We start from the raw sequence: 26,540 nt of genomic DNA, 5'->3' as shown, positions 1-26,540 counted from the left end.
CTCATCGACTCCCCCACCGGCGGACCCACCACCATCACCGCCGAACTCCCCTGGCGCGACCACACCCCCTGAACACCCCCCAACACCCCCCAACACCCCCCACCACCCACAACCAACCCCGAACCCTGGAATGCTGGGGGCAGGTTCCGGACGACCGGGGGGACGGCAGAGCGTGGAGAACACGGGGAACACGGACGGCACGGTGCGGGTGGTCATCGCCGAGGACTCGGTGCTGCTTCGGGAGGGCCTGACCCGCCTCCTGAACGACCGCGGGCACGAGGTCGTCGCGGGTGTCGGCGACGGCGAGGCGCTGGTGAAGGTCGTCGGCGAGATGGCCGACGCCGGGGAGCCGCCGGACGTGGTGGTGGCGGACGTCCGGATGCCCCCGTCACACACCGACGAGGGGCTGCGGGCAGCCATCCGGCTGCGCGCCGACCACCCCGACCTGGGGGTGCTGGTGCTCTCGCAGTACGTCGAGGAGCAGTACGCCACCGAGCTGCTGGCCGGCTCCAGCCGGGGCGTGGGCTATCTGCTGAAGGACCGGGTCGCCGACGTCCGCGAGTTCGTCGACGCGGTGGTCCGGGTGGCGCGGGGCGGCACGGCGCTCGATCCCGAGGTGGTCGCGCAGCTCCTGGGCCGCAGCCGCAAGCAGGACGTGTTGGCGTCACTGACCCCGCGCGAGCGCGAGGTGCTGGGCCTGATGGCCGAGGGCCGCACGAACTCCGCGATCGCCCGACAGTTGGTGGTCAGCGACGGAGCGGTGGAGAAGCACGTCGGCAACATCTTCCTCAAGCTGGGGCTCGCCCCGAGCGAGGGGGATCACCGCCGGGTGCTGGCCGTCCTGACCTATCTGCGGTCCTGACGGGAGACGCCGTGATGAACGCGTGGCACGGCGGGCGCGACACGGCCTCCACGAGAGTGAGCCACGTCTCGGCGGGCCGGTGGTGGGAATACGGCGCGCTCTCCGCATTGTCGTCTCATCGAATCGTCCAGCATGTGACCGTCGCCAGGAAGGTCACCCTTACCCACGTACCATGGCTGGCGAGTCGCCGCCTCAAGGGAGGTCCTGTTCCGTGACCAGCCAGGTCAGTAGCCCAGCCGATCAGCAGCGCTCGTCCGGCTCACCGGCGAAGGAGGTCCGGCGACTGGAGCGGGTGATCATCCGCTTCGCCGGTGACTCCGGTGACGGTATGCAGCTGACCGGTGACCGCTTCACCTCCGAGACGGCGTCGTTCGGCAACGACCTCTCCACGCTGCCCAACTTCCCGGCCGAGATCCGCGCGCCCGCCGGCACCCTGCCCGGCGTCTCGTCGTTCCAGCTTCACTTCGCGGACCACGACATCCTCACCCCCGGTGACGCCCCCGACGTGCTGGTGGCGATGAACCCGGCCGCCCTGAAGGCGAACCTGCCGGACCTGCCGCGGGGCGCGGAGATCATCGTCAACACCGACGAGTTCTCCAAGCGCGCGATGGCCAAGGTGGGCTACGCCGCCAACCCCCTGGAGGACGGCTCGCTGGAGGCGTACCGCGTCCACCCGGTGCCGCTGACCACGCTGACGCTGGAGGCACTGAAGGACTCGGGCCTGGCCCGCCGGGACGCCGAGCGCGCCAAGAACATGTTCGCGCTGGGCCTGCTGAGCTGGATGTACCACCGGCCGACCGAGGGCACCGAGGCGTTCCTGCGGAAGAAGTTCGCCAAGAAGCCCGAGGTGGCCGACGCGAACGTCGCCGCCTTCCGGGCGGGCTGGAACTTCGGCGAGACCACCGAGGACTTCGCCGTCTCCTACGAGGTCGCCCCGGCCTCGTCCGCCTTCCCCCCGGGCACCTACCGGAACATCTCCGGCAACCTGGCGCTGTCCTACGGACTGATCGCCGCGTCTCGCCAGGCGGACCTGCCGCTGTACCTGGGCTCGTACCCGATCACCCCGGCCTCGGACATCCTCCACGAGCTGAGCCGGCACAAGAACTTCGGCGTGCGCACCTTCCAGGCCGAGGACGAGATCGCGGGCATCGGCGCCGCCCTGGGCGCGGCCTTCGGCGGATCGCTGGCCGTGACCACCACCTCCGGCCCCGGCGTCGCGCTGAAGAGCGAGACCATCGGCCTGGCCGTCTCCCTGGAGCTGCCGCTGCTGATCGTGGACATCCAGCGCGGTGGCCCCTCCACCGGCCTGCCCACCAAGACCGAGCAGGCCGACCTGCTCCAGGCCATGTACGGCCGCAACGGCGAGGCCCCGGTCCCGGTCGTGGCCCCGGCCACCCCCGGCGACTGCTTCGACGCGGCGCTGGACGCGGCCCGGATCGCCCTGACCTACCGCACCCCGGTCTTCCTGCTCTCCGACGGCTACCTGGCCAACGGCTCCGAGCCGTGGCGCATCCCGGAGACGGAGGGGCTGCCCGACCTGCGGGTGCGGTTCGCCACCGGCCCCAACCACACCACCGAGGACGGCACCGAGGTCTTCTGGCCGTACAAGCGCGACCCGCACACCCTGGCCCGCCCCTGGGCCGTGCCGGGCACGCCGGGGCTGGAGCACCGCATCGGCGGCATCGAGAAGCAGGACGGCACGGGCAACATCTCCTACGACCCGGCCAACCACGACTTCATGGTCCGCACCCGCCAGGCGAAGGTCGACGGCATCGAGGTGCCCGACGTCACGGTCGACGACCCCACCGGCGACGCGCGGCTCCTGGTGCTGGGCTGGGGCTCGACGTACGGCCCGATCACCGCGGCGGTGCGCCGGCTGCGCGCCGCGGGCGAGAAGGTCGCCCAGACCCACCTGCGCCACCTCAACCCCTTCCCCGGCAACCTCGGCGAGGTGCTGAAGCGCTACGACAAGGTGGTCGTCCCCGAGATGAACCTCGGGCAGCTCGCCACCCTGCTGCGTGCGAAGTACCTGGTCGACGCCCAGTCGTACACGCAGGTCCGCGGCCTGCCGTTCAAGGCCGAGCAACTCGCCACCGTTCTGAAGGAGGCCATCGATGGCTGAGACCGCGACGGAGGCGCCCACCTACCCGGCGCTCTCCCTGGTCCCCAAGGCCGAGTCCAAGCAGACCATGAAGGACTTCAAGTCCGACCAGGAGGTCCGCTGGTGCCCCGGCTGCGGTGACTACGCCGTCCTGGCCGCCGTCCAGGGCTTCATGCCCGAGCTGGGGCTGGCGAAGGAGAACATCGTCTTCGTCTCCGGCATCGGCTGTTCCTCCCGCTTCCCGTACTACATGAACACCTACGGGATGCACTCCATCCACGGCCGCGCCCCGGCCATCGCGACCGGTCTGGCCACCTCCCGGCCCGACCTGTCGGTGTGGGTGGTCACCGGTGACGGCGACGCGCTGTCCATCGGCGGCAACCACCTCATCCACGCGCTGCGCCGGAACGTGAACCTGAAGATCCTGCTGTTCAACAACCGGATCTACGGGCTGACCAAGGGCCAGTACTCCCCCACCTCCGAGCTCGGCAAGATCACCAAGTCGACGCCGATGGGGTCGCTGGACGCGCCCTTCAACCCGGTGTCGCTGGCGATCGGCGCGGAGGCGAGCTTCGTGGCCCGCACGGTGGACTCCGACCGCAAGCACCTCACGAGCGTGCTGCGCGCCGCCGCCGCCCACCCGGGCACGGCCCTGGTGGAGATCTACCAGAACTGCAACATCTTCAACGACGGCGCCTTCGACGCGCTCAAGGACAAGGAGCGGGCGCTGGAGGCCGTGATCCCGCTGGAGCACGGCAAGCCGATCCGCTTCGGCGTCCCGGCCGAGGACGGTCTGGGCTCCAAGGGCGTCGTCCGCGACCCGGCCACCGGCGATCTGCGGGTCGTCGACGTCACGGCCGAGGGCACCGACGGCGTCCTGGTGCACGACGCCCACGCCGCGTCGCCGACGACGGCCTTCGCCCTCTCCCGGCTGGCCGACCCCGACACGCTGCACCACACCCCGATCGGCGTCCTCCGCGACGTGGACCGCCCGGTCTACGACACGCTGATGTCCGAGCAGTTGGAGCAGGCCGTGGAGCAGCGCGGCAAGGGCGACCTCGGCGCCCTCCTGGCCGGCAACGACACCTGGACGGTCGTGGGCTGATCCGTCGTCCCGTCCCCGTGGAGGGGGCCGGTTCCACCTCGGTGGGACCGGCCCCCTTCCGCGTGCGTGCGCGGCGCGGAGGGGGTGGAGGGGGCCGGCGGCGAGCGTCAGCACCGTATGACGGAACGGGAATGTCACACGGGCGACCTTGCGTTACCGTCGTCGCATCGCCCGCCATCCCGAGGAGGAACGTTGGAGTCGCACGGCGAACACCGCACGGGTCTGCTGCTCGGCTTCTCCGCCTACGGGATGTGGGGACTGCTGCCCCTCTACTGGAACGCCCTGGAACCGGCCGGCGCCGTCGAGGTCCTGGCCCACCGGATGGTGTGGTCGCTGCCCACCGCCCTGGTCATCCTGGTCCTGCTGCGTCGCTGGTCGTGGATTAGGCCGCTGGCGCGCGAACCCCGCAAACTCGGGATGATCGTCCTGGCGTCCACGCTGATCGCGGTCAACTGGGGGTTGTTCATCTGGGCGGTCGAGGTCGGCAAGGTCATCGAGGCGTCACTGGGGTACTTCATCAACCCGCTGATATCGATCGCCCTCGGTGTCCTGCTGCTGCGCGAGCGACTGCGGCCCGCCCAGTGGGCGGCCGTCGGCATCGGCGTGCTGGCGGTGGCGGTGATGTCCGTCGCCTACGGCCGGATGCCCTGGCTGTCCCTCACGCTGGCCTCGTCCTTCGCCCTCTACGGACTGATCAAGAAGCGCGTCCGGCTCGACGGGGTGGAGGGCTTCGGCGCCGAGACGGCCGTGCAGTTCCTGCCCGCGCTCGTCGTCCTGCTCTCCCTGGGCGCGCGGGGCGAGGCCACCTTCACCACCGAGGGCCCCGGGCACACGGTGCTGCTCTCCCTGGCCGGGCTGGCCACCGCACTGCCGTTGATCTTCTTCGGCGGGGCGGCGGTACGGCTGCCGCTGTCCACGATCGGACTGCTGCAGTACCTGACGCCCGTCTCGATGTTCCTGCTGGGGCTGCTGGTCTTCCACGAGGAGATGCCGCCCGAGCGCTGGGCCGGCTTCCTGCTCGTCTGGGCCGCCCTGTCCGTGCTGACCTGGGACGCCCTGCGCACCGCGCGTCGCTCGCGGGCGCGCCTGCGAGCCGCCGCCGCGGCTGCCTCCTCCTCCGGGAGCCGCCCGCCGGTCGACGAGCCGACGGCGACCGGAGCGCCGTCGGACGTCGCGCGGGCGGACACCGCACGGGACTGAGGCCGCCCGAACGGCCCCACCCCGGGCATGACGTCTTCGTGGGCCACCGCGCGTCGGAGTGCGGTCCCGCCCGCGTCAGCGCAGCATTGTCCGGTATGCGAACACATATGTCCGGATTCCGTCCTTGACGTCACTTCGGCTTCACACCAGCATCATGCGCACGTCAATCCCCCCCACAGGAGGCATGATGCCCACACCCGTCGGACAGCGGCCGTCCCGAAGAACCCCCCTGCGCCGCGCCGTCCTCGGAGCCGGACTGGCCGGCGTCCTCGCGGCCGGTCTGCTCACCTCGACCGCCGCCCCGGTCGCCGCCGGAACCACCGCGCCGACCGCCGCGCCGACCGCCGCCGCGCCGAACATCTCGGTCGCCAACGTCAGGGCCCACCTCTCGCAGTTCCAGTCGATCGCCGCCGCCAACGGCGGCAACCGGGCCCACGGCCGCCCCGGCTACAAGGCCTCGATCGACTACGTCAAGGGCAAGCTGGACGCCGCCGGCTTCACCACCTCCCTCCAGCAGTTCACCGCCAACGGAGCCGTCGGCTACAACCTGATCGCCGACTGGCCCGGCGGCGACACCAACCGGGTGATCATGGCCGGAGCCCACCTGGACTCGGTCGGCAGCGGGCCCGGCATCAACGACAACGGCTCCGGCTCCGCCGCCGTCCTGGAGACCGCCCTCGCCGTGGCCCGCGAGGGGTACCGGCCCGACAGGCACCTCCGGTTCGCCTGGTGGGGAGCCGAGGAACTGGGCCTGGTCGGCTCGCGGCACTACGTCAACAACCTCTCCTCCACCAACCGGTCGAGGATCGCCGCCTACCTCAACTTCGACATGATCGCCTCACCGAACGCGGGGTACTTCGTCTACGACGACGACCCCGCCATCGAGAAGGTCTTCAAGGACTGGTTCGCCGCGAGAGGCGTGCCGACCGAGATCGAGACCGAGGGCGACGGGCGCTCCGACCACGCCCCCTTCAAGAACGTCGGCGTCCCCGTCGGAGGGCTGTTCACCGGCGCCGGACGGATCAAGACCTCCGCACAGGCCCAGAAGTGGGGCGGCACCGCGGGGCGGTCCTTCGACCCCTGCTACCACTCCTCCTGCGACACCACCGCCAACCTCAACGACACCGCCCTGGACCGGAACAGCGACGCCCTGGCCCACGGCGTGTGGACGCTCTCCTCCGGCGCCGCCACCCCGTCGTCGGGGTCGTCGGGGTCGTCGGGGCGCACGTCCGGGAACACCGCCGACGTCTCCACACCCGTCGGGACTCGGCCCCGGGGGCTCGCCTTCTGAGCCGTCCTGCTCGGCTCCCGGCCCGTCCGATTCCCCCCTCGATCGAGTCGGGCACCGCCCGCCGGTGATCGCGCCGGCGGGCGGTGCCCGTCTCCGGGCCCCGGGCGCCGGGAGGAGGCGGGGGCGCCGCCCTCAGACCGTGATGTCGCGGTTGGTGAAGCGGGCCCACGCGGCCGTGCCGAAGACGGCCGCGTACAGCCCCTGAAGGCCGAGGTTGTCGAGCAGGTCCTCCCAGTAGACGGGATCGCGGAGGAGGTCCGCGAAGGACATCCAGTGGTGCGGGAAGAGATAGGGGTGGACGGCGTCCAACTGCGGGATCGCGCCCAGGATCTGCACGGCGATCAACAGGCCGACGGTGGTGGCCATGGCCGCGACACCGCTGTTGGTGAGGGTGGAGACGAACAGGCCCAACGCCGCCAGGCCGACCAGCGAGACGGCGACCGCGACCGCTATGGCCAGGGCCCGCACCAGTCCCTCGGCGAAGGAGACCGTGGTCCCGGAGAGCAGGGTCACCTCCCCGACGGGGAAGAGGAGGACCCCCACGACCAGGGCGGAGACCGCCACCGTCAGAGTCGCCGCCAGACAGAAGACCACGACGGCGGTGAACTTGGCGAGCAGCAGCCGCGTGCGTCCGGCCGGGGCGACCAGCAGATAGCGCAGGGTGCCCGCGCCCGCCTCCCCCGCGATCGCGTCGCCCGCGACGACCCCGACGGTCATGGGGAGGAAGAACGGAAGGGTCGCGGCGAGCGCGGTGAAGACCAGGAACAGACCGTTGTTGGTGATCTGACCGATGAACGCCGGGCCTTCCCCGCCCCCGCCGTCGGCCGTGCCGTCCCCGCCGGTCTCGATCCTGACGGCGATCCCGACCAGCAGCGGAATCCCCGCCAGCACGGCCAGCAGCGCCAGAGTCCGCCACCGGCGGAAGGTGAGGACGAGTTCGCTGCGGAACAGCCCCAGCGACCACAGCGGTCCGGGCCGGCGCGCGGGAACGTCCCGGCCCCCCGCCGGCTCGCCCCCCGCCGGCTCGCCCCGCGCCGGCTCGACGTGTGAGGCCCCCGCCCGGGGAAGGTCAGCCCGCGACATCGAAACCCTCCCCGGTCAGCGCGACGAAGGCGTCCTCCAACGAGACGCGCTCGGTCCCGAAGGCCCGCACCCGGACCCCGGAACGCACCAGGGCGGCGTTGAGGTCGGCCGGATCGGGGGGATCGACGGTCGGCACCTCGCCGGTGACGCGGTCGCCGTCGACGGTCAGGTCGGTCACGCCCCACTCCTTCAGCACACGGACGGCGTCCGCGCTGTCCGGGGTGGTGACCACGAGCCGCCCGTGGGCCCCCGCCGCCAGCTCGGCCACCGGCCCCTGGGTGAGCAGCCGTCCGCGGGCCATCACCGCCGCGTGCGTACAGACCTGCTCGACCTCGTCCAGCAGGTGGGAGGAGAGGAAGACCGTGGTGCCGTCGTCGGCGAGTTCGCGCACCAGGGCACGGATCTCGCGCATGCCCTGGGGATCGAGCCCATTGGTCGGCTCGTCCAGGACCAGCAGATCGCGCGGCTGCAACAGGGCCGCCGCCAGACCGAGCCGCTGCTTCATGCCCAGCGAGTACGTCCTCGCCCTCTTCCCCGCCGCGGCCGTGAGCCCCACCCGCTCCAACGCCCGCCCCACCCGGGCGGCGCGGGTGCGGGGGTCGGCGGTCGGGTCGGCCGCGTCGAAGCGCGCCAGGTTGTCGCGCCCGGAGAGGAAGCCGTACAACGCCGGGCCCTCGATCAGCGCGCCCACCCTCGGCAGCACCCGCCGGGCCGCGTCCGGCATCGGCTCCCCCAGCATCCGTACGCCGCCGCCGCTCGGCTCGATCAGCCCGAGCAGCATCCGGATCGTCGTCGTCTTCCCCGAGCCGTTGGGGCCCAGGAAACCGAAGACGCTGCCGCGTGGCACGGACAGGTCGAGGTCGGCCACGGCGGGCCTGCCGCCGCGGTACCGCTTGGTGAGACCGCGGGTCTCGACGACCGTGTCCCGGACGGGCGGTGGCTGCATGCTGCTCCCCGAGGTCGGGCGGGCGGCCCGGAACGGCGCCGCCGCGCCGGCCCCTCCGAGCCGGCACGGCGGCGCCGGTGGCACCGGTGGCCGAAAGGGGCCGGGCGGCGGTTCGGTCACTCGGCCGCGTTCGCGGCCTCGACCAGACCGTCCCGGGTGACGGCACCCACGTACACGGTGCCGTCGTCGGTGATCAGGGCGTTGACGAGACGGGTGCCGAAGAACCGGCCGGAGCCGAAGTCCCCCGTCACCTCGTCGGTGAACCTGCCGAGCATCTCCTGCGCCTCGGGGGACCTCACCCCGTCCGCGGCGCGTCCGGGCAGCGTGAACTCGGCGACCGTGCTCCAGCCCTCGCCGATGACCTTCAGGCCGGACGGCACGTCCTGTCGGTCCTTCTCGCGGTCCGGCGCGGCGGAGCCGTCCGGCGCGCCGTCGAACCTCTCCTCGGTGACCTCCGCGCCCTTCGGCGGCTTGAACGCGAAGGTCTCCGCGTCCGGCTTGGAGAAGTCGACCTCGGTGAAGCCCACGTCGACCGCGGCCTTGCCGCCGCCCTTGGGCATGAGCGTGAACCTCAGCGGCACGCCGCTGTCCGCGTCCACCGCGATGCGCACCGACTCGACCGTGCTGTTCGCCTGCTTCGGCTCGATCAACAGTTGGTAGGCGTCCTGCCCGGCGACCTTCGTCGTCCCGTCGACGGTGACCGAGGTCGTGTCGTCGACCGCCTTGAGCGCCTGCTCGGCCGCCTTCTGCGGAGTCATCCCCTCGGGCCCCCGAGGCGCCCTCTCCCGTTCGGTGCCCTCGGGAAGGACGGTGTGGTGGACGGTGTTGCTCTTGCTGTCGTACGCCCACACGTCCGTGCCGTTGCGGACGAGGCTGTACTCCGCCGCCTTCTCCACGATCGAGACGCGCTGCCGGTCCGGCCCGTCGGCGGCGACGCGCAGCGTGTGGCTGCCGGAGGCCAACTCCATCAGCTTGCCCCGGGGATCGGCGCCCCGAGCGCCGTCCTCTCCGCCGCGGGAGTCGCCCCCACCCGGGCCGGGCAGGGCGGGGAGCCCCAGATCGGTGGTGATCCGCACCGTGCCGGACAGGTGCCGGGCGTCCGACGCCGCGACTCTCGTTATCAATTCCTCCGCGCTGATCTTCGGCAGGTCGGGGTCGCCGGGAGTGGCCAACGCCGGTACGAGGCCGACGGTCACCGCCGCCGCTCCGGCCACCGTGGCCGGCACGGCGTAGCGCAACGCCTTCTTGATCGGTCGGGTCTGTGCCATGTGTGCGCGTACCTCCGTGATCGGCGGCGGTTCGTCCGTGTGTCGCACTCGTCCACCCCTCGCCGCCATTCTCACCCAATCCGGTGGATGTTGACGGGTTCAATCCCATCAAATTGCTCCGGACAGGGCGTCAGCCGCCAGGGGCAAGTCGATGTACGACCGCAGGATGACGGCGCCGCTCCGTCTCCTCCCCACCGATGGAACACGCCCCCCACACGGTCTTCCGAAAGCGGGCTAAACCCGCCCGACCAGGAAGAACACGGGCCGGCGCGACATCAGACCGCCCGGTGGACCACCGCGTCGCACAGGGAGGAGAGGGCCTCCTTGGCCGAGCAGTCGGGCAGGGGCGCGAGAGTGGCACGGGCCTCGTCCGCATAGCGGATCGTGTCGCGGCGAGCCTCCTCCAGCGCCGGGTGGGCGCGGAACCTCGCCAGGGCCTCGGCATGGCGGGCCTCGTCCGTCAGGTCCCCGTCCAGCAGCGCGCACAGGGCCAGGTCCTCCGGCGTCCCCTCCCGCTCCGCGCGGGCGCGCAGCCGGAGCACCGGCAGCGTCGCGATGCCCTCGCGCAGGTCGGTGCCGGGCGTCTTGCCGGACTCGTGCGAGTCGCTGGCGATGTCCAGGACGTCGTCCGCCAACTGGAAGGCCGTGCCGATCCGCTCCCCGTACTGGGTGAGGACGTCCACGACGTCCCCGTCCGCGCCCGACATCATCGCCCCCAGGCGCACGGCCACCGCGACCAGCGAACCGGTCTTCCCCGAGATCACGTCGAGGTAGTGGGCGATCGGGTCGTCGCCCTCCTGCGGCCCCGCCGTCTCCATGATCTGTCCGGTCACCAGCCGCTCGAAGGCCTCGGCCTGGATACGGACCGCGTCCGGCCCCAGATCGGCCACGATGCGCGAGGCCCGCGCGAAGAGGAAGTCCCCGGTGAGGACGGCCACCGAGTTGTCCCAGCGGGCGTTCGCGCTCGGCACCCCGCGCCGCACGTTCGCCTCGTCCATCACGTCGTCGTGGTAGAGGGTCGCCAGGTGCGTCAGCTCCACGACCACCGCCGAGGGCACCACCCCCGGGGCATGGGGATCGCCGAACTGCGACGCCAGCATCACCAGCAGAGGCCGGAACCGTTTCCCTCCGGCGCGAACCAAGTGCTGCGCGGCTTCCGTTATGAAGGGCACGCCGCTCTTGGTGGCCTCCATGAGGCCTTCCTCGACGGCCGCCAACCCCGCCTGGACACGGGCTTCCAGTGCCTGGTCGCGCACGCTCAGCCCGAAGGGCCCGCCGACGGTCACGAGGGGTACTCCTGTCTGCCTACGATCAGCGAACGATCACGCGGCTCGCTGCGGCCGTCACGGCGCGTCACCGCGTCACCGGGCCGCTATCACCATCATCATCCCTGGCAGCGTAGCCGGTTCCGGAACGATCAACGTCCCCGCGTACCTCTGCATCCCACCCCGTCCCGACCACCCTCTCGGCCGCCGTCCTCCCGGCCGTCGCGCACCGCTTCTGCGGTGGATCACCACCGCGTAGCCTGTTCGCGGCCCTGACCGGCGACGACCTCGAAGGCGAGGCACTCATCCATGTCCGACGTCACCTCCGACGCGACCCCGCTCGTCCTGCCCGACGACGACCTCTTCGGCCCGGACAACCTTCCCTACGGCGTCTTCACCACCGAGGACGACCCCGACCTGCCCCGGATCGGCGTCCGCTACGGCGACCACGTCCTGGACGCGGGCGCGGCGGCGGACGCCTGCGGCTCGGCCCACACCGAACTGCTGCAGCAGCCGAACCTCAACCCCCTGATGGCGGCCGGCCGGCCGGTCTGGCAGGCCGTGCGCGCCGAGGTGCGTTCCTGGCTGACCTCCCCCGAACACGTCGGCACCGTCACGCACAACCTGCTCCGACTCGAGGACGTCACCCTCCACCTCCCCTTCGAGCCGGCCGACTACGTGGACTTCTACGCCAGCGAACACCACGCCTCCAACGTCGGTCGGATCTTCCGCCCCCAGGGCGAGCCGCTCACCCCGAACTGGAAGCACCTGCCGATCGGCTACCACGGCCGCGCCGGAACCGTCGTGGTCTCCGGCACCCCCGTCGTCCGCCCGCAGGGCCAGCGCAAGGCCCCCGACGAGACGGCCCCCACCTTCGGCCCGTCGCGCCGCCTGGACATCGAGGCCGAGGTCGGCTTCGTCGTCGGCACCCCCTCGCGGCAGGGCGAGCGCGTTCCGCAGTCCGACTTCCGGGAGCACGTCTTCGGCGTCTGCCTGCTCAACGACTGGTCGGCGCGCGACATCCAGGCGTGGGAGTACGTGCCGCTCGGCCCGTTCCTGGGGAAGTCCTTCGCGACCTCCGTCTCCGCCTGGATCACGCCGCTCGACGCCCTCGACGCCGCCCGCACGGCCCCGCCCGAGCGCACCCACCCCCTGCTGGACTACCTGGACGACTCCGCCGCCGGGGAGCCCTGCGGGCTGGATCTGCGGCTCTCCGTCGCCCTCAACGGCCACACCGTCGCCGAGCCGCCGTTCTCCGCCATGTACTGGACGGCCGCCCAGCAGCTCGCCCACATGACCGTCAACGGCGCCTCGCTGCGCACCGGGGACCTCTTCGCCTCCGGCACGGTCAGCGGCCCGGAGCCCCGGCAGCGCGGCTGCCTGCTGGAGCTGACCTGGTCCGGCCGGGAGCCGCTCGAACTGCCCGACGGCGAGCGGACGTTCCTGGAGGACGGCGACGAGGTCGTCATCACCGCCTGGGCCCCGGGCCCGAACGGCTCCCGCATCGGCCTCGGCGAGGTGTCGGGACGGATCCACCCGGCCGTCTAGCACACGGTCGGAGGCCGGGCCCGTCGAACCCTCTCGGCGCCCCGGCCCCACCTGCTAGCTTGACGTGTCCTTGCATCACACATGGAGGGGGACCACGTGCGTACGTCAGCACGGTACGCGGGAGCGGCGGCCACCCTGGCCGCGGTGCTGCTGGTGGGCGGCTGCGGAGGCGGCGGTTCCGAGGAGTCCGCGCCCGAACCGACCGCCGAGGAGACCACCGGCCCCGCCCAGGACACCGACACCGGCTCGTCGGACGGTGGGCTGGAGGGCACCTGGAGCACCAAGGACGGCGCCGACGCCCTGGTGCTGAGCATCAGCGGCGACCAGGCGGCCCTGCTCGGCGAGACGGCCTGCTCGGGCCCTCTGGACACCGATGCCGACCCGGTCACCTTCACGCTCAAGTGCACCGACAAAAGCACCGACCGCTCCCAGGGCACGGTGAAGGACGTCGACGGCAAGAGCCTCACGGTCACCTGGAAGTCGGGCGCCACCGACACCTTCACCAAGGTCGAGATCCCCACCGAGTTCCCCACCGACCTCGACGACCTGCCGACCGACCTCGGCGACCTCGGCGAGCTCGACGCGGAGTGACCCGGCCCGGGCCCCGCGCCCGGCCCGGAACGCACACGACGGCCGCCCGGCACGGATGCCGGGCGGCCGTCGTGTGTACCGCGCGAACGCGGACGGTGGGGCTCGACGGACTCAGCGCACGAAGACTCCCGCCTGGGACGCCAGGTCCAGGAAGTACTGCGGCGCCACACCCAGGACCAGCGTCACCAACACGCCGATGGCGATCGCCGTGGAGGTCAGCGGGCTGGGCACGGCGACCGACGGACCGCCCGGCCGCGGATCGCTGAAGAACATCAGGACGATGACGCGGATGTAGAAGAACGCCGCCACCGCCGAGGCGACCACGCCCACGACGACCAGCGCTCCCGCGCCGCCCTCCGCCGCCGCCTTGAAGACCGCGAACTTGCCCGTGAAACCGGAGGTCAGCGGGATGCCCGCGAAGGCCAGCAGGAACACCGCGAAGACCGCGGCCACCAGCGGGGAACGGCGGCCCAGCCCCGCCCACTTGGACAGGTGGGTGGCCTCGCCCCCCGCGTCCCGCACCAGCGTCACCACGGCGAAGGCGCCGACCGTGACGAAGGAGTAGGCCCCCAGGTAGAACAGCACCGAGGAGATGCCGGCGGGCGTCGCCGCGATCACACCGGCCAGGATGAAGCCCGCGTGCGCGATCGAGGAGTACGCCAGCAGCCGCTTGACGTCGGTCTGGGTGACGGCGATGACCGCGCCCGCCGCCATCGACGCGATCGCCACGCCCCACATCACCGGCCGCCAGTCCCAGGTCAGGCCCGGCAGGACGACGTACAGCAGCCGCAGCAGGGCGCCGAAGGCGGCGACCTTGGTGGCGGCGGCCATGAAGCCCGTGACGGGCGTCGGGGCGCCCTGGTAGACGTCCGGGGTCCACATGTGGAACGGCACGGCGCCGACCTTGAACAGCAGACCCGCCAGCAGCAGCGCCCCACCGGTCAGCAGCAGGGCGTCGTTGCCCGTCGTCGCGGCGAGCGCCTCGGTGACGCCGCTGTTGGTGTCCGCGACCACCTCCGCGATCCCCGCGTACTTCACGGTGCCCGCGTAGCCGTACAGCAGCGCGATGCCGAAGAGGAGGAAGGCGGAGGAGAACGCGCCGAGCAGGAAGTACTTGAGCGCGGCCTCCTGCGACAGCAGCCTCTTGCGGCGGGCCAGCGCGCACAGGACGTACAGCGGCAGCGAGAAGACCTCGAGGGCGACGAAGAGGGTCAGCAGGTCGTTGGCGGCCGGGAAGACCAGCATGCCGCCGACCGCGAAGAGCAGCAGCGGATAGACCTCGGTGGTGGTGAACCCGGCCTTGACCGCGGCCTTCTCGCTCTCGCCACCGGGGACGGCGGCGCCCTCGGCGGCGAAGGAGTCCACGTGCCTGCCGTGCGCCCGCGGGTCGAGCCGCCGCTCGGCGAAGGTGAACAGCGACACCAACGACACCAGCAGGATCACGCCCTGGAGGAACAGCGTCGGGCCGTCCACCGCGAGGGCTCCCATGGCGACCAGGCCGGCCTCGGTGGAGGCGTTCCCGGCGACGGCCAGCCCGACGACGGCCGCGAAGGCCGACGCCAGGGCGAGGCCCGACAGCAGGGTCTGGGCGACGTACCGGGCCCGCCGCGGCAGGAACGCCTCGAACAGGATGCCGACGACGGCGGCCCCGATGACGATGAGCACCGGCGCGAGCTGCCCGTACTCGATGTCGGGCGCGGGGATCGTCTCCTGCGCCCGCAGGACGATTTCCGTGGTGGTGCTCACTTGGCGGCCTCCACCTCAGGCTTGGGGTCGGTCATCCGCACGTCCGAGAGGGTGTGCTCGACCGCCGGGTTGACGATGTCCGTCAGCGGCTTGGGGAAGACGCCGAGGAAGATCAGCAGCGCGATCAGCGGCGCCACCACCAGCAGCTCGCGCTTCCTCAGGTCGGGCATGCGCTCGACCTCGGGCCGGACCGGCCCGGTCATGGTGCGCTGGTAGAGCACCAGCACGTACAGCGCCGCCAGGACGATGCCGAGCGTCGCGACGACCCCGGCCGCCGGGTAGCGGGTGAAGGTGCCCACCAGCACCAGGAACTCGCTGACGAACGGCGCCAGGCCCGGCAGCGACAGGGTGGCCAGACCGCCGACCAGGAAGGTCCCGGCCAGCACCGGGGCGACCTTCTGCACACCGCCGTAGTCGGCGATGAGCCGCGATCCGCGGCGCGAGATCAGGAAGCCCACGATCAGCATCAGGACCGCGGTGGAGATCCCGTGGTTGACCATGTAGAGCGTCGCCCCGCCCTGGCCCTGGCTGGTCATCGCGAAGATCCCCAGGACGATGAAGCCGAAGTGCGAGATCGACGCGTACGCCACCAGCCGCTTGATGTCGCGCTGGCCGATGGCGAGCAGGGCGCCGTAGATGATGCTGACCAGCGCCAGCACCACGATCACCGGGGTGGCCCACTCACTTGCGCCGGGGAACAGCCCGAGGCAGAAGCGGAGCATCGCGAAGGTGCCCACCTTGTCCACGACCGCCGTGATGAGCACGGCCACCGGGGCGGTGGACTCGCCCATCGCGTTCGGCAGCCAGGTGTGCAGCGGCCACAGCGGCGCCTTGACCGCGAAGGCGAAGAAGAAGCCCAGGAAGAGCAGCCGCTCGGTGTTCTCCCCCATCGTCAACTCGCCCGCCTGGCGGGCCTCGACGATCGCCTGGAGCGAGAAGGTGCCCTCGCCGAGCTGGTCGGCGGTGACGGCGTAGAGGCCGATCACCGCGGCCAGCATGATCAGACCGCCGGCCAGGTTGTAGAGCAGGAACTTCACGGCCGCGTAGGAGCGCTGCTTGGCCGTCTCCTCCTCGCCGTGCGGGCCCGCCCGGTCCCCGAAGCCGCCGATGAGGAAGTACATCGGGATGAGCATGGCCTCGAAGAAGATGTAGAAGAGGAAGACGTCCGTGGCCTCGAAGGAGATGATCACCATCGCCTCGACGGCCAGGATCAGCGCGAAGAAGCCCTGGGTGGGACGCCACCGGCGGTTGGGCCCCTCCTCTCCCTCCAGGCTGTCGGCGTCGTGCCAGCCGGCCAGGATGACGAACGGGACGAGCAGGGCCGTCAGCGCGATCAGGGCGACCGCGATGCCGTCCACGCCCAGTTCGTAGCGGACGCCGAAGTCGGCGATCCAGGAGTAGGACTCGGTGAGCTGGTAGCGGTCGCCGCCCGGGTCGAAGCGGAAGGCGACGACCGCGGCGAGGACCAGGGTCGCCAGGGAGACGGCCAGCGCCAGCCACTTGGCCGCCGTGCGCCTGGCGGCGGGTACGGCGGCGGTGGCGATCGCGCCCAGCGCGGGCAGCACCGCCACCGCCGTCAGCAGGGGAAATGACATGGGATCAGACCGCCCTCATCAGCAGGGTCGCGGCGATCAGGATCGCCGCACCGCCGAACATCGAGACCGCGTACGAGCGGGCGTAACCGTTCTGGAGCCGCCGCGCCCGGCCGGACAGGCCGCCGACCGCCGCGGCGGTGCCGTTGACGACACCGTCGACCACCGTGTGGTCGAGGTAGACCAACCCGCGGGTGAGGTACTCGCCGGGCTTGACCAGCACCACGTGGTTGAAGTCGTCCTGGAGCAGGTCGCGGCGCGCGGCCCGGGTGAGCAGCGACCCGCGCGGGGCCACCACCGGGACGGGCTTGCGGCCGTACTGCAGCCAGGCCAGCCCGACGCCGAGCAGCAGGGCGACGACCGTGGCCGCGGTGACCGTGGCGGCGCTGATCGGCGGGTGACCGTGCTCGAAGGTGGTGACCGGCGCCAGCCAGTTGACGAAGGCGTCGCCCCAACTGAACAGTCCGCCCGCGAACACCGACCCGAAGGCCAGGACGATCATCGGGACCGTCATCGACCTCGGCGACTCGTGCGGCCGGGGCACCTCGTACTCGCCTCCGCCCTGCGCGACCGGCTCCACGTCCGGCCGCTCCGGGGACGGGGCGGGCGCGTTCCGCCAGCGCTCCTCGCCGAAGAAGGTCATCAGCATCACGCGGGTCATGTAGAACGCGGTGATGGCCGCGCCCAGCAGGGCCGCGCCGCCGAGGATCCAGCCCTCGGTGCCGCCCCTGGCGAACGCCGCCTCGATGATCTTGTCCTTGGAGAAGAAGCCGGACAGGCCGGGGAAGCCGATGATCGCCAGGTAGCCCAGCCCGAAGGTGACGAACGTGATGGGCATGTACTTGCGCAGGCCGCCGTAGCGGCGCATGTCCACCTCGTCGTTCATGCCGTGCATCACCGAACCGGCGCCGAGGAAGAGACCGGCCTTGAAGAAGCCGTGGGTGACCAGGTGCATGATCGCGAAGACGTAGCCGATCGGGCCCAGCCCCGCGGCCAGGACCATGTAGCCGATCTGCGACATCGTCGAACCGGCCAGGGCCTTCTTGATGTCGTCCTTGGCGCAACCGACGATCGCACCGAACAGCAGCGTGATCGCGCCGACGGTGACCACCGCGGTCTGCGCGGTGGGCGCCGCCTCGAAGATCGCGCCGGAGCGGACGATCAGGTAGACGCCGGCGGTCACCATCGTCGCGGCGTGGATGAGGGCGGAGACCGGGGTCGGGCCCTCCATCGCGTCGCCGAGCCAGGACTGGAGCGGCACCTGCGCGGACTTGCCGCACGCGGCCAGCAGCAGCATCAGGCCGATGGCGGTGGCCGTGCCCTCGCCCGTCTCGCCGACCGAGTCCAGCACCGGGCCGAACGCGAACGTCCCGAACGTGCTGAACATGATCATGATGGCGATCGACAGGCCGATGTCGCCGACGCGGTTGACGATGAACGCCTTCTTCGCCGCCGTCGCCGCGCTGGGCTTGTGCTGCCAGAAGCCGATCAGCAGGTACGAGGCGAGGCCCACGCCCTCCCAGCCGGCGTACAGCAGCAGGTAGTTGTCGGCGAGCACCAGCAGGAGCATCGCCGCGAGGAACAGGTTGAGGTAGCCGAAGAAGCGGCGGCGCCGCTCGTCGTGCTCCATGTAGCCGATCGAGTAGACGTGGATCAACGTGCCCACGCCGGTGATCAGCAGGACGAAGGTCATCGAGAGCTGGTCGAGTTGGAAGGCGACGTCCGCCTGGAAGCCGCCGACCGGGATCCAACTGAACACGTGCTGGTGCAGGGACCGCTCGTCCGCCTCCCGGCCGAGCATGTCGGCGAAGAGGACGGCGGCGAGGACGAAGGACGCCGCGGCGAGCGCCGTGCCGACCCAGTGGCCGACGCGGTCCAGCCTCCGGCCGCCGCACAGCAGTACGGCCGCGCCCAGCAAGGGGGCCGCGACGAGCAGTCCGATCGAAGTCTCCACTGTTCGCTACCCCTTACAGCTTCATCAGGCCGGCGTCGTCGACCGAGGCCGAGTGGCGGGAGCGGAAGATCGTCACGATGATCGCCAGGCCGACCACGACCTCGGCGGCGGCGACGACCATCGTGAAGAACGCGATGATCTGGCCGTCGAGGTTGCCGTGCATCCGGGAGAAGGTGACGAGCGCGAGGTTGGCCGCGTTCAGCATCAACTCGATGCTCATGAACACGACGATCGCGTTCCGCCGCAGCAGCACCCCCGAGGCCCCGATGGTGAACAGCAGGGCGGCCAGGAAGAGGTAGTTGACCGGATTCACTTGGCGGCCTCCCTGTCACGGTCCCTGTCACCGTCTCCGGCACGGCCCTCGTCCGTGTCCGGCGCGTCGTCGGACACGTCGTCCCGGACGTCCGCCGCACCCCGCACCGCGCGCGTGTCCGTCCCGTTCCGCCCCAGGTACTCCCCGGTGCGCCGCTCCAGCGCCGCCAGGTCGGCCAGGGCCTCGCGGGAGACGTCCCGCACCTGACCGCGCTCGCGCAGGGTGGCGTTGACGGTGAGTTCGGAGGGGGTGCCGTCGGGCAGCAGGCCGGGGATGTCCACGGCGTTGTGCCGGGCGTACACGCCGGGCGCGGGCAGCGGCGGCAGGTGCTTGCCCTCGCGGACGCGCTGCTCGGCCAGCTCGCGCTGGGTGAGCCGGCGCTCGGTGCGCTCGCGGTGGGTGAGCACCATGGCGGCGACCGCCGCGGTGACCAGGAGCGCGCCGGTGATCTCGAAGGCGAACACGTACTCCGTGAACAGCGACCGGGCCAGGCCCTGGACGTTGCCGCCGGCGTTGGCCTCGCCGAGGCCGACGAAGGTGTCGACGCCGGCGCTGCCGATCCCGGCGATCAGCAGAATGCCGAAGCCGAGGCCGCACAGGGCCACCAGCCAACGCTGACCCTTGATCGTCTCCTTCAGCGAGTCGGCGGCGGTGACGCCGACGAGCATCAGCACGAAGAGGAAGAGCATCATGACCGCGCCCGTGTAGACGACGATCTGGACGATGCCCAGGAAGTACGCGCCGTTGGCCAGGTAGAAGACGGCCAGGACGATCATCGTCCCGGCGAGGCAGAGCGCCGAGTGCACCGACCGCTTCATCAGGACGGTGCCAAGCGCGCCCAGCACCGCGACGGTGCCCAGGATCCAGAACTGCACGGCCTCACCGGTGGAGGTGGAGGCCGCCGCCAGGAGCGTGGTGGTCACTTCTCGCTCACCGCCTCGGAGGCCGGTTCACCGGAGCCGAAGGTGTGGGCGGCGGCCTGCGGCGCCTCGTTCTTCGGGTTCTTGGAGTGGGCTTCCTGCCGGACCGTGCCGGGCGCCGCCTCGGTCACCAGACCGCGGTAGTAGTCCTTCTCGGTCATGCCCGGGTAGATCGCGTGCGGGGTGTCGACCATGCCCTCCTCCAGCCCCGCGAGCAGCTCCTCCTTGGTGTAGATGAGCGACTCGCGGGACCGGTCGGCCAGTTCGTACTCGTTGGTCATGGTCAGCGCCCGCGTGGGGCACGCCTCGACGCACAGCCCGCACAGGATGCAGCGCAGGTAGTTGATCTGGTAGACGCGGCCGTAGCGCTCGCCCGGCGAGTAGCGCTCCTCGTCGGTGTTGTCCGCGCCCTCCACGTAGATCGCGTCCGCCGGGCAGGCCCAGGCGCACAGCTCGCAACCGACGCACTTCTCCAGCCCGTCCGGGTGCCGGTTGAGCTGGTGGCGACCGTGGAAGCGCGGCGCGGTGGGCTTCTTCTCCTCGGGGTACTGCTCGGTGAGCCGCTTCTTGAACATGGCCTTGAAGGTCACGCCGAAGCCGGCCACCGGATTCTCGAACTCAGGCATCGTCGGCCTCCCTGGCCTTGCCGGTCCCGCCGGCCTCGCTGTCCGCGCCGGTCGCCACGCCGACGGTCTCCCTCTCGTGGCGCGGTCGCCTGCGCGGTACGGGCGGCAGGGTCTGTCCTGGCAGCGGCGGCACGGGGTAGCCGCCCGCCATCGGATCGAAGGGCTCGGGCCCGGCCGCCGCCCCCTCCTTCTCCGTCTCCTCGCGGTCCTTGCGCTCGCGGACGGCGTCGTAGACGAAGGAGAGGACGAGCAGCACCAGCGCCGCTCCGGCGACCCACATCGCGACGTCGGCGAAGTCGTGGCCCTCGTTCCGCAGCGCCCGGACGGTCGCCACGAGCATCAGCCAGACCAGCGAGACGGGGATGAGGACCTTCCAGCCCAGCTTCATGAACTGGTCGTAGCGGACGCGGGGGAGCGTGCCGCGCAGCCAGACGAAGAGGAACAGCATCAGGTTCACCTTGAGGATGAACCACAGCATCGGCCACCAGCCGTGGTTGGCGCCCTCCCAGTAGGTGCTGATCGGCGCCGGGGCGCGCCAACCGCCCAGGAAGAGGGTGGCCGCCAGGGCCGAGACGGTGACCATGTGGACGTACTCGGCGAGCATGAACATCGCGAACTTGATCGACGAGTACTCGGTGTTGAAGCCGCCGACCAGGTCGCCCTCGGACTCGGGCATGTCGAAGGGCGCGCGGTGCGCCTCGCCGACCATCGCCACCATGTAGATGAGGAACGACACCGGCAGCAGCACCGCGAACCAGGTGTCGGCCTGGGCCCCGACGATCGTCGAGGTGGACATCGACCCGGAGTAGAGGAAGACCGCGGCGAAGCTGAGGCCCATCGCGACCTCGTAGGAGATCACCTGGGCGGTGGCCCGCACGCCGCCGAGCAGCGGGTAGGTGGAGCCCGACGACCAGCCGGCCAGCACCACGCCGTAGGCGGCGATGGAGCCGGTGGCGAGGATGTACAGGGCGGCCACCGGCAGGTCGGTGAGTTGCAGGGCGGTGCGGGTGCCGAAGATCGACACCTCGTTGCCGGGCGGTCCGAAGGGGATCACCGCGATGGCCATGAAGGCCGGGATGGCGCCGATGATGGGGGCCAGGATGTAGACGGCCTTGTCGGCGGCCTTGACGTTGACGTCCTCCTTGAGCATCAGCTTCACACCGTCGGCCAGCGACTGGAGCATGCCCCAGGGACCGTGCCGGTTGGGGCCGATGCGCAACTGCATCCAGGCGACGACCTTGCGCTCCATCACGATGGAGATCAGCACGGTCACCATCAGGAACGCGAAGCAGAAGACCGCCTTGAGCGCGATCAGCCACCAGGGATCGTTGCCGAACATCGACAGGTCCTCCTGTGCGAGGACCGGCCCGGTGGCCAGGGTCGACGAGATCGTCACGCCTCCACCCCCTTCGTCTCCTCCGAGTCCGCACCGGACGCGGCGGCTTCGCGCGCGGGCGACAGCTTCACGAGCCGGCCGGGCACGGTGCCCAGGTCGCGGTGGACTCCGTTTCCGACCGAGTTGAGCGGGAGCCAGACCACGTGGTCCGGCATCGCCGTGATCGCCAGCGGCAGGGTCACGCTCCCGGCCGGGCCGGTGACGGTCAGCCCCTCGCCGTCGGCGACTCCGATCTCGGCGGCCGTGGCGGCCGAGAGCCGGGCGACGGCGGCGTGCCGGGTGCCGGCGAGCGCCTCGTCGCCGTCCTGGAGCCGCCCCCGGTCGAGCAGCAGCCGGTGGCCGGCGAGCACGGCCTCCCCGGCGGCGGGACGCGGCGTCTGCCGCGTGCTCTCCTCCGGGCCGTCGGCCCGCGGTCCGTCCCAGGTGCCCAGCCGCCGCAGCTCGGCGCGGATCGTCCGCACGTCCGGCAGCCCGAGGTGGACGTCGAGGGCGTCGGCGAGCATGTGGAGGACCCGGGCGTCCGCGGGGGCCCCGCGGTAGGTGAGCTGGTCGGGCTTGATCGCGGCCTCGAACGGCCGGCTCCGCCCCTCCCAGTCGAGGAAGGTGCCCGCCTTCTCCACCACGGCGGCGACGGGGAAGACCACGTCGGCCCGGTCGGTGACCTGGGAGGGCCGCTGCTCCAGGCTGACCACGAAGCCCACCTCGTCCAGCGCCTTGAGCGCCGCCGCCGGGTCGGGCAGGTCGTCGACCTCGACACCGGCGATCAGCAGCGCGGCGAGTTCGCCGTTCGCGGCGGCCTCGACGATCCGGCCGGTGTCACGGCCGTAGCGGTGCGGCAGGTCGGCGACGCCCCAGACGGCGGCGGTCTCCTCGCGGGCGCGCGGGTCGGTGGCCGGACGTCCGCCGGGCAGCAGCGTCGGGAGCGCTCCGGCCTCGACGGCGCCGCGCTCGCCGGCCCGGCGCGGAATCCACACCAGTCGGGCGCCGGTGGCGGTGGCGGCCCGGACGGCGGCGGTGAACCCGCCGGGCACGGCGGCCAGCCGCTCGCCGACGACGATCACCGAGCCCTCGGCGCGCAGCGCCTCGGCCGCCTCCTGCCCGCGCGCGTCCAGCCCGACGCCGCCGGCCAGCGCGTCCAGCCACTCGGTCTCGGTGTGGGGCGCGGCGGGCAGCAGGGTGCCGCCGGCCTTCGTCAGACCGCGGGTGGCGTGGGTGGCCAGGGCGAAGGTGCGCTGTCCGCGCTTGCGGTGCGCCTTGCGCAGCCGCAGGAAGACGCCGGGCGCCTCCTCCTCGGCCTCGATGCCGACCAGCAGGACGGCCGGGGCCTGCTCCAGCGCGGTGTAGGTGACGCCCGACCCGTCGACGTCCACCCCGCGTCCGGCGACGTGGGAGGCGAGGAAGTCGGCCTCCTCGGCGCTGTGGACGCGGGCGCGGAAGTCGATGTCGTTGGTGTCGAGGGCGACTCGCGCGAACTTGGCGTACGCGTAGGCGTCCTCCACCGTCAGCCGTCCGCCGGTGAGCACGCCCGTCCGGCCGCGGGCCGCCGACAGACCGCGGGCGGCGGTCTCCAGTGCCTCGGGCCAGCTCGCGGGCCTCAGTTCACCGGACTCGGCGTCGCGCACCAGCGGGTGGGTGAGCCGGTCGCGCTGCTGGGCGTAGCGGAACGCGAAGCGGCCCTTGTCGCAGATCCACTCCTCGTTGACCTCGGGGTCGTCCGCCGCCAGGCGCCGCATGACCTTGCCGCGCCGGTGGTCGGTGCGGGTGGCGCAGCCGCCGGCGCAGTGCTCGCACACGCTCGGCGAGGAGACCAGGTCGAAGGGGCGGGAGCGGAACCGGTACGCCGCCGAGGTGAGCGCGCCCACCGGGCAGATCTGGATGGTGTTGCCGGAGAAGTACGACTGGAAGGGCTCGCCCTCGCCGGTGCCGACCTGCTGGAGCGCTCCCCGCTCCAGCAGCTCGATCATCGGGTCGCCCGCGATCTGGTTGGAGAAGCGGGTGCAGCGGGCGCACAGCACGCAGCGCTCGCGGTCCAGCAACACCTGCGTGGAGATCGGCACGGGCTTGGCGAACGTCCGCTTGCGTCCCTCGAACCGGCTCTCGGCCTGCCCGTGGGACATGGCCTGGTTCTGCAGGGGGCACTCGCCGCCCTTGTCGCAGACCGGGCAGTCCAGCGGGTGGTTGATGAGCAGCAGCTCCATCACCCCGCGCTGGGCCTTCTCCGCCACGGGCGAGGTGAGCTGCGTCCTGACGACCATCCCGTCGGTGCAGGTGATCGTGCAGGACGCCATGGGCTTGCGCTGGCCCTCGACCTCGACGATGCACTGGCGGCAGGCGCCGGCCGGGTCCAGCAGCGGGTGGTCGCAGAAGCGCGGGATCTCGATCCCGAGCAGTTCGGCGGCGCGGATGACCAGGGTGCCCTTGGGCACGCTGATCTCGATGCCGTCGATCGTCAGCGTCACCGTGTTCTCGGCGTCCCCGGTGGCCTTGGGAGGCTTCGCCTCTCCGCCCCCGGAGGTCTTGGCGTCGGTGGTGACGGTCATGCGTTCACCTCCAGGTGTGCGGTGGTGTCGTCGTCGGCCCACAGGGTCGACTTGGCCGGGTCGAAGGGACAGCCGCGCCCGGTGATGTGCTGCTCGTACTCCTCGCGGAAGTACTTCAGGGAGGAGAAGATCGGGCTGGCGGCGCCGTCGCCGAGGGCACAGAAGGACTTGCCGTTGATGTTGTCGGCGATGTCGTGGATCTTGTCGAGGTCGGCCATGGTCGCCTTGCCGGCCTCGATGTCGCGCATCAACTGGACCAGCCAGTACGTGCCCTCGCGGCAGGGGGTGCACTTGCCGCAGGACTCGTGGGCGTAGAACTCGGTCCAGCGGGTCACCGCGCGCACCACGCAGGTGGTCTCGTCGAAGCACTGGAGCGCCTTGGTGCCGAGCATCGAGCCCGCGGCGCCGACGCCCTCGTAGTCCAGCGGGACGTCGAGGTGCTCGTCGGTCAGCAGCGGGGTCGAGGAGCCGCCCGGGGTCCAGAACTTCAGCCGGTGGCCGGGGCGCATGCCGCCGCTCATGTCGAGCAGTTGACGCAGGGTGATGCCCAGCGGCGCCTCGTACTGGCCGGGGTTGGCGACGTGGCCGCTGAGGGAGTACAGCGTGAAGCCCGGGGACTTCTCGCTGCCCATCGAGCGGAACCACTCCTTGCCCCGGTGGATGATCGCGGGAACCGAGGCGATGGATTCGACGTTGTTCACCACAGTGGGACACGCGTACAGGCCCGCGACGGCCGGGAAGGGAGGACGCAGTCGGGGCTGGCCGCGCCGTCCTTCGAGCGAGTCGAGGAGAGCGGTCTCCTCACCGCAGATGTACGCGCCCGCGCCCGCGTGCACGACGAGTTCCACGTCCAGGCCCGAGCCGAGGATGTCCTTGCCGAGGTAGCCCGCCTCGTAGGCCTCGCGCACGGCCGCCTGGAGGCGTCGCAGCACGGGGACGACCTCGCCGCGCAGGTAGATGAAGGCGTGGCCCGCGCGGATCGCGTGACAGGCGATCACGATGCCCTCGATGAGGGCGTGCGGATTGGCGAAGAGGAGAGGGATGTCCTTGCAGGTGCCCGGTTCGGACTCGTCGGCGTTGACGACCAGATAGTGGGGCTTGCCGTCGCCCTGCGGGATGAACTGCCACTTCATGCCCGTGGGGAATCCCGCGCCGCCCCGGCCGCGCAGGCCGGAGTCCTTGACGTAGGCGATGACGTCGTCGGGCTTCATGGCCAGCGCCTTGCGCAGGCCCTCGTAGCCGTCGTGCGCCCGGTAGGTCTCCAGCGTCCAGGAGCCGGGTTCGTCCCAGAAGGCCGAGAGCACCGGTGAGAGCAGCTTCTCCGCCGATTCGGTGGCCATCACTTGCCCTCCTTCGTCACCGGTCCGGCCGGATTGTCGGGGTCGGAGGCGGCGGTCTTCCGCGGCGCGTCATGGGAGCTGGGGTGCGGCTCGGGCGCCTCGCCGGTGGCGGTCGTCGGCTGCCCGGCCGACGCGGGGGCCTCCCCGCCGCCGCGCTGCGGGACGACCCTGGCGCCGGGGACCTCGCCCTTGGCGAGCTTCAGCCCGGCCAGCGAGGCGGGACCTGCTCCGCCGCTCGCCTCCACCGCGCCGGGGCGCTCGTCGGGGAAGCCGGCGAGGATGCGCGCGGTCTCCTTGAAGGTGCACAGCGGGGCGCCGCGGGTGGGCCGCACCTCGCGGCCGGCGCGGAGGTCGTCCACGAGCCTCTTGGCGCTCTCGGGCGTCTGGTTGTCGAAGAACTCCCAGTTGACCATCACCACGGGCGCGTAGTCGCAGGCCGCGTTGCACTCGATGTGTTCGAGGGTGACCTTGCCGTCCTCGGTGGTCTCGTTGTTGCCGACCCCCAGGTGTTCCTGGAGCGTCTCGAAGATGGCGTCGCCGCCCATCACCGCGCACAGGGTGTTGGTGCACACCCCCACCTGGTAGTCGCCCGACGGCTTGCGCCGGTACATGGTGTAGAAGGTGGCCACCGCGTTGACCTCGGCCGTGGTGAGGTCGAGCATCTCGGCGCAGAACCGCATCCCGGTGGGGGTCACGTGCCCCTCCTCGGACTGCACCAGGTGCAGCAGCGGCAGCAGCGCGGAGCGGCTGCCGGGGTAGCGGGCGATGATCTCCCTCGCGTCCGCCTCCAGCCGGGCGCGGACCTCGGCCGGGTAGTCGGGGGCGGGGAGCTGGGGCATCCCGAGCGATACCT

The 26,540-nt window shown here is 71.6% G+C and carries 20 protein-coding genes and 1 pseudogene; 7 read left to right on the top strand and 14 right to left on the bottom strand.

What is annotated here, in order from left to right:
- The first annotated feature begins 202 nt into the window (after positions 1-202).
- The 5 genes and pseudogenes from IF47_RS0123600 to IF47_RS0123580 form a co-directional block, all read left to right on the top strand.
- The gene (locus IF47_RS0123600; protein WP_031510991.1) at positions 203-862 is read left to right on the top strand and encodes a response regulator transcription factor; all 660 of its coding nucleotides are present in this window, start codon (positions 203-205) and stop codon (positions 860-862) included.
- A 211-nt stretch (positions 863-1,073) separates the two neighbouring features.
- On the top strand, positions 1,074-2,984 hold the full coding sequence (locus IF47_RS0123595) for a 2-oxoacid:acceptor oxidoreductase subunit alpha (RefSeq protein ID WP_031510990.1): 1,911 nt from the start codon (positions 1,074-1,076) through the stop codon (positions 2,982-2,984).
- Positions 2,977-4,068, top strand: a complete 1,092-nt coding sequence (locus tag IF47_RS0123590) for a 2-oxoacid:ferredoxin oxidoreductase subunit beta (RefSeq protein WP_031510989.1) — start codon at positions 2,977-2,979, stop codon at positions 4,066-4,068. The genes IF47_RS0123595 and IF47_RS0123590 overlap by 8 nt, the downstream gene beginning before the upstream one ends.
- A gap of 192 nt (positions 4,069-4,260) precedes the next feature.
- Positions 4,261-5,268: an EamA family transporter RarD gene (gene rarD / locus IF47_RS0123585; RefSeq protein WP_031510988.1), complete on the top strand. Its 1,008-nt coding sequence runs from the start codon at positions 4,261-4,263 to the stop codon at positions 5,266-5,268.
- A 187-nt stretch (positions 5,269-5,455) separates the two neighbouring features.
- Positions 5,456-6,526, top strand: a pseudogene (locus IF47_RS0123580) (M28 family metallopeptidase); the annotation flags it as partial.
- Positions 6,527-6,691: 165 nt separating this feature from the next.
- Here the strand turns inward: IF47_RS0123580 and IF47_RS0123575 are convergent.
- From IF47_RS0123575 to IF47_RS0123560, 4 genes are all read right to left on the bottom strand, one after another.
- On the bottom strand, positions 6,692-7,642 hold the full coding sequence (locus IF47_RS0123575) for an ABC transporter permease (protein ID WP_031510986.1): 951 nt from the start codon (positions 7,640-7,642) through the stop codon (positions 6,692-6,694).
- Positions 7,629-8,588 (bottom strand): ABC transporter ATP-binding protein, encoded by a 960-nt coding sequence (locus IF47_RS0123570; RefSeq protein WP_031510985.1) that lies wholly within the window; start codon positions 8,586-8,588, stop codon positions 7,629-7,631. Before IF47_RS0123570 ends, IF47_RS0123575 begins: the two co-directional genes overlap by 14 nt.
- Positions 8,589-8,704: 116 nt before the next feature.
- Positions 8,705-9,856 carry a LolA family protein gene (locus tag IF47_RS0123565; RefSeq protein ID WP_031510984.1) on the bottom strand — a complete coding sequence of 384 codons (1,152 nt, stop codon included), beginning with the start codon at positions 9,854-9,856 and terminating at the stop codon, positions 8,705-8,707.
- Positions 9,857-10,131: 275 nt separating this feature from the next.
- Positions 10,132-11,142 carry a polyprenyl synthetase family protein gene (locus tag IF47_RS0123560; RefSeq protein ID WP_031510983.1) on the bottom strand — a complete coding sequence of 337 codons (1,011 nt, stop codon included), beginning with the start codon at positions 11,140-11,142 and terminating at the stop codon, positions 10,132-10,134.
- A gap of 288 nt (positions 11,143-11,430) precedes the next feature.
- On the opposite strand from IF47_RS0123560, the gene fahA reads away from it, so the two are divergent.
- Both fahA and IF47_RS0123545 read left to right on the top strand, forming a co-directional pair.
- Positions 11,431-12,669: a fumarylacetoacetase gene (fahA, locus tag IF47_RS0123550; protein WP_031510982.1), complete on the top strand. Its 1,239-nt coding sequence runs from the start codon at positions 11,431-11,433 to the stop codon at positions 12,667-12,669.
- 96 nt (positions 12,670-12,765) lie between these two features.
- Positions 12,766-13,260, top strand: coding sequence for a hypothetical protein (locus IF47_RS0123545; RefSeq protein WP_157840033.1), 495 nt, complete (start codon positions 12,766-12,768; stop codon positions 13,258-13,260).
- Between the two features lie 111 nt (positions 13,261-13,371).
- On the opposite strand, the gene nuoN is transcribed toward IF47_RS0123545, so the two are convergent.
- From nuoN to nuoE, 10 genes are read right to left on the bottom strand one after another with little or no spacing between them, the layout of a single operon-like run.
- Entirely contained in the window at positions 13,372-15,006 is a 1,635-nt protein-coding gene (gene nuoN, locus IF47_RS0123540) for an NADH-quinone oxidoreductase subunit NuoN (RefSeq protein ID WP_051718163.1), read from the bottom strand.
- Complete coding sequence (locus IF47_RS0123535; RefSeq protein ID WP_031510979.1) at positions 15,003-16,601, bottom strand: NADH-quinone oxidoreductase subunit M; 1,599 nt, start codon at positions 16,599-16,601, stop codon at positions 15,003-15,005. The genes nuoN and IF47_RS0123535 overlap by 4 nt, the downstream gene beginning before the upstream one ends.
- A 4-nt stretch (positions 16,602-16,605) precedes the next feature.
- Positions 16,606-18,552 carry an NADH-quinone oxidoreductase subunit L gene (nuoL, locus tag IF47_RS0123530; RefSeq protein ID WP_031510978.1) on the bottom strand — a complete coding sequence of 649 codons (1,947 nt, stop codon included), beginning with the start codon at positions 18,550-18,552 and terminating at the stop codon, positions 16,606-16,608.
- 13 nt (positions 18,553-18,565) lie between these two features.
- Positions 18,566-18,865: an NADH-quinone oxidoreductase subunit NuoK gene (gene nuoK / locus IF47_RS0123525; RefSeq protein ID WP_031510977.1), complete on the bottom strand. Its 300-nt coding sequence runs from the start codon at positions 18,863-18,865 to the stop codon at positions 18,566-18,568.
- A complete protein-coding gene (locus tag IF47_RS0123520) occupies positions 18,862-19,788 on the bottom strand; it encodes an NADH-quinone oxidoreductase subunit J (protein WP_051718162.1) in 927 nt (308 codons plus the stop codon). Before IF47_RS0123520 ends, nuoK begins: the two co-directional genes overlap by 4 nt.
- Complete coding sequence (gene nuoI / locus IF47_RS0123515) at positions 19,785-20,411, bottom strand: NADH-quinone oxidoreductase subunit NuoI (protein ID WP_031510975.1); 627 nt, start codon at positions 20,409-20,411, stop codon at positions 19,785-19,787. The genes IF47_RS0123520 and nuoI overlap by 4 nt, the downstream gene beginning before the upstream one ends.
- The gene (gene nuoH / locus IF47_RS0123510) at positions 20,404-21,807 is read right to left on the bottom strand and encodes an NADH-quinone oxidoreductase subunit NuoH (RefSeq protein WP_031510974.1); all 1,404 of its coding nucleotides are present in this window, start codon (positions 21,805-21,807) and stop codon (positions 20,404-20,406) included. Before nuoH ends, nuoI begins: the two co-directional genes overlap by 8 nt.
- Positions 21,804-24,347: an NADH-quinone oxidoreductase subunit G gene (locus tag IF47_RS0123505; RefSeq protein WP_031510973.1), complete on the bottom strand. Its 2,544-nt coding sequence runs from the start codon at positions 24,345-24,347 to the stop codon at positions 21,804-21,806. The genes nuoH and IF47_RS0123505 overlap by 4 nt, the downstream gene beginning before the upstream one ends.
- Entirely contained in the window at positions 24,344-25,687 is a 1,344-nt protein-coding gene (nuoF, locus tag IF47_RS0123500) for an NADH-quinone oxidoreductase subunit NuoF (protein WP_031510972.1), read from the bottom strand. The genes IF47_RS0123505 and nuoF overlap by 4 nt, the downstream gene beginning before the upstream one ends.
- Positions 25,687-26,526: an NADH-quinone oxidoreductase subunit NuoE gene (gene nuoE / locus IF47_RS0123495; RefSeq protein ID WP_211257263.1), complete on the bottom strand. Its 840-nt coding sequence runs from the start codon at positions 26,524-26,526 to the stop codon at positions 25,687-25,689. Before nuoE ends, nuoF begins: the two co-directional genes overlap by 1 nt.
- Positions 26,527-26,540 lie beyond the last annotated feature (14 nt).

The organism is Streptomyces megasporus (assembly GCF_000718985.1).
In the GTDB taxonomy this organism is placed as follows: domain Bacteria; phylum Actinomycetota; class Actinomycetes; order Streptomycetales; family Streptomycetaceae; genus Streptomyces; species Streptomyces megasporus.
The sequence above is the reverse complement of the archived record's forward strand: the minus strand, read 5'-3'. Positions and strand labels throughout refer to the sequence as shown.

Coding starts and splice junctions, on each gene's coding strand:
- IF47_RS0123590 (WP_031510989.1), top strand. CDS start 2,977: ATGGCTGAGACCGCGACGGAGGCGCCCACCTACCCGGCGCTCTCCCTG.
- IF47_RS0123575 (WP_031510986.1), bottom strand. CDS start 7,642: ATGTCGCGGGCTGACCTTCCCCGGGCGGGGGCCTCACACGTCGAGCCG.
- IF47_RS0123570 (WP_031510985.1), bottom strand. CDS start 8,588: ATGCAGCCACCGCCCGTCCGGGACACGGTCGTCGAGACCCGCGGTCTC.
- IF47_RS0123565 (WP_031510984.1), bottom strand. CDS start 9,856: ATGGCACAGACCCGACCGATCAAGAAGGCGTTGCGCTACGCCGTGCCG.
- fahA (WP_031510982.1), top strand. CDS start 11,431: ATGTCCGACGTCACCTCCGACGCGACCCCGCTCGTCCTGCCCGACGAC.
- IF47_RS0123535 (WP_031510979.1), bottom strand. CDS start 16,601: ATGTCATTTCCCCTGCTGACGGCGGTGGCGGTGCTGCCCGCGCTGGGC.
- nuoI (WP_031510975.1), bottom strand. CDS start 20,411: ATGCCTGAGTTCGAGAATCCGGTGGCCGGCTTCGGCGTGACCTTCAAG.
- IF47_RS0123505 (WP_031510973.1), bottom strand. CDS start 24,347: ATGACCGTCACCACCGACGCCAAGACCTCCGGGGGCGGAGAGGCGAAG.
- nuoF (WP_031510972.1), bottom strand. CDS start 25,687: ATGGCCACCGAATCGGCGGAGAAGCTGCTCTCACCGGTGCTCTCGGCC.
- nuoE (WP_211257263.1), bottom strand. CDS start 26,526: ATGCCCCAGCTCCCCGCCCCCGACTACCCGGCCGAGGTCCGCGCCCGG.